The 2,439-nt window shown below is 76.1% G+C and carries 3 protein-coding genes; all 3 read right to left on the bottom strand.

All coding sequences use genetic code 11. From position 1 onward, the window contains the following. Window positions 1-420: DoxX family protein (locus AB0C69_RS41180; RefSeq protein ID WP_360362103.1), on the bottom strand; the 420-nt coding region annotated here is incomplete at its 3' end. A 156-nt stretch (window positions 421-576) separates the two neighbouring features. Continuing rightward, window positions 577-1,179 (bottom strand): DUF6058 family natural product biosynthesis protein, encoded by a 603-nt coding sequence (locus tag AB0C69_RS41185; protein WP_360362106.1) that lies wholly within the window; start codon window positions 1,177-1,179, stop codon window positions 577-579. A 57-nt stretch (window positions 1,180-1,236) separates the two neighbouring features. Beyond that, the coding region (locus AB0C69_RS41190; protein WP_360362108.1) for a hypothetical protein at window positions 1,237-2,439 on the bottom strand (1,203 nt) is incomplete at its 5' end.

Below are 2,439 nucleotides of genomic sequence, written 5' to 3' on the forward strand. Positions count from 1 at the left end.
GCGGGACTCGGCGCGGCGGTCCCAGGCGACGGCGGCGAACACGACCGCGAACGCCACGGGCAGCAGCGCCCACGCCGGCTCCAGCACCAGCAGCTGGGTGAGGGCGGCGCCGCCCATCAGGCCGATCAGCCCGGCCGCGGCGAGCCCCGCCAGCCGCGGGACGACCAGCCCGATCGCGCCGGCGGCCTCCACGGTCCCGGTCAGGTACCGCAGCCACTGGCCCCAGCCGATCTCCTCGAAGGTCCTGACGGCGTCGGCCTGGCCGGCGAACTTCGGCAGCGCCGAGGCGAAGAACAGGAACGCGGCGAGCAGGATCTGCGCGCCCCACAGCACCTTGCGCAGCGTGCGGCGCTCCCCGGTCGTGCGGGTGGTGGTGACGCGGGCGGCGGTGTGGGCGGCGGTGTGGGTCTGGGCGCTCATGGCGGCGGTCCTTCCGTGCGGTGTCTCATCGGCCTTTCACTGACGCGTCGCACGGCCGGCCGCCGGATCGACATCCCGCCCCGGATTTCTTCGAAGAATTTTCTGCGGCGGTGTCAGCGCAGGTGAGAGGTGGTGGACGTCACCGCGGTGGAGGCGTCAGGCGTCGCGCGGGTAGCGGGCGCGCACCGCGTCGATGCAGCGGTCCCGCGACACCGGTCCCGCGAACCGCAGCCGGTCGTAGGCGGTGAACGGAGGCTCCAGCGCGTCGAGCTCGTCGACCAGGGCGTGCAGCCGCCGCGTCCACGCCGGCGTCCCGGCGTCCGGCTCCGCCGGCGCCGCCTCGATCGCGCTGACCAGGGCGTCCTTGTACTGGATGTTCTGCGGCGTCACCGAGCGCAGGCACACGTACTGCCCGTTGAGGTAGGCGGCCCATTCCGCCTCGGCGGTGGCCGGGTCGTCCCAGTGCGAGAGGAACCAGCCCCTCAGCGCGTCGATGCCTCCCGCCTGCCCGGCGAGGTCGAACAGGTCCGGTGGCACCATCTGCGCGCCGTCGGAGCGCAGGTAGCCGGGCAGGGGCAGCCTGCCCGCCAGCATCAGCCGCCGCACCTCGTCGGCGTCGCGGCCGGTGTCGCGGCACAGGTCCTCCAGGTCGGTGAACCAGGTGGTGACGTAGGCGTCGTCGGCGGCGGTCATCGGGTGGTCGCCGTTGACCTCCCGGAACCGCGCCGCCAGCCGCGCCTTCAACTCGGGGTCGCTCATACGCGGACGCTAGCCCGCGGTCGGTTCGCCGAGCACCGAAGCATCACCGCGCGGCGTTCACCAGGGCGACAGCACGAGCGCCTGGACGGCCAGCGCGGTCACCGCCTGCGCCGCCAGCCACGCCCGCACCCGGGAGCGGTCGACGGCCGCCGCGACCGTGAGCCAGGCGGCGAACGGCACCCAGATCCGCTCGACCTCGCCACGCGTGACACCAGACACGTCCAGCACCAGCACCCCTAGCAGCGCCGCACCCGCCAGCGCCGCCACCGCCGCCGCCGGTGCGACCGCCCGCGACCGCGGCCCCCGTCCCAGCACGCCCCGCCACAGCACGTCCCTCCATAGGGCGCCCCGGCACAGTTCGGTCAGCGTGCGCGGCAGCGCGTGCGCCACCGCCGGACCGGTCAGCAGGCCCAGCACCGCCAGGTTCGCGAAGAGGAAGTAGGCGTAGGAGCGCTGCGCCGATCCGCGGCTGACCAGGTAGGTGTCCAGGGTGGCGCGGACGCCGTCGGGCCACCAGAACCCCAGCAGCGTGAACGCGGCCGGGACCACCGCCAGCCCGGCGCCGGCGACCGCGAGAGCCCGCGCCCGCGGACGGCCCAGCACCACGACCGCGAGCGGCACCGCCAGCAGCGGCAGCAGCCCGTAGCTCAGATACGGCAGGCACCCCAGCAGCAGCCCGCCCGCCGCGGCCGGGACCAGCGCCCGGTTCCGCCCGCCGCGCGCGGCGAGCGCGAGCAGCGCCGTGCCCCAGGCCGCGACGGCCAGGAAGAACGCGTCCATCGCCGTCGCGATCCACACCGCCAGCGGCGCCAGCGCCAGGAACGGCACCGCCGCCCGCGCCGCGCGCTCCCCCGCCAGGCACCGCACCGTCACCGCGATCGCCGCCGCCGCCGACGTCCCGGCCGCGATGATGAGCGCCGCCGCCCAGCCGGTGCCGCCGAGACCGGCCTTCTCCAGTCCCCACAGCACCAGCATCGGCAGCGGCGGATGCCCCCGCACGTGCGTGGTGTAGCCGCCGAGCCGCTCGGAGAAGGTCCGCAGCCATTCCAGCGGGTCGGGGCGCAGCTGGACCAGGCCCGCCGGATACTCGGTCGGGGCGTCCAGCGGCCGGGCGAGCGCGCCCCACCCGTCGCAGACGGCCAGGGCCACCGTCCACGCGGCGGAGGCCGCCCACACGAGCGGCGGCAGCGCACGCCACGGCAGCCGGGCCGCGAGCGCGGGCAGCGCCGCCACGGCCCGGGCCGCGACGGCGGCGGCAGA

This window comes from Actinomadura sp. NPDC048032 (assembly GCF_040653175.1).
Taxonomy (GTDB): Bacteria; Actinomycetota; Actinomycetes; order Streptosporangiales; family Streptosporangiaceae; genus Spirillospora; species Spirillospora verrucosospora.

What these genes read in the sequence shown, in the direction of transcription:
- AB0C69_RS41185 (WP_360362106.1), bottom strand. Translation starts at nt 1,179, where the DNA reads ATGAGCGACCCCGAGTTGAAGGCGCGGCTGGCGGCGCGGTTCCGGGAG.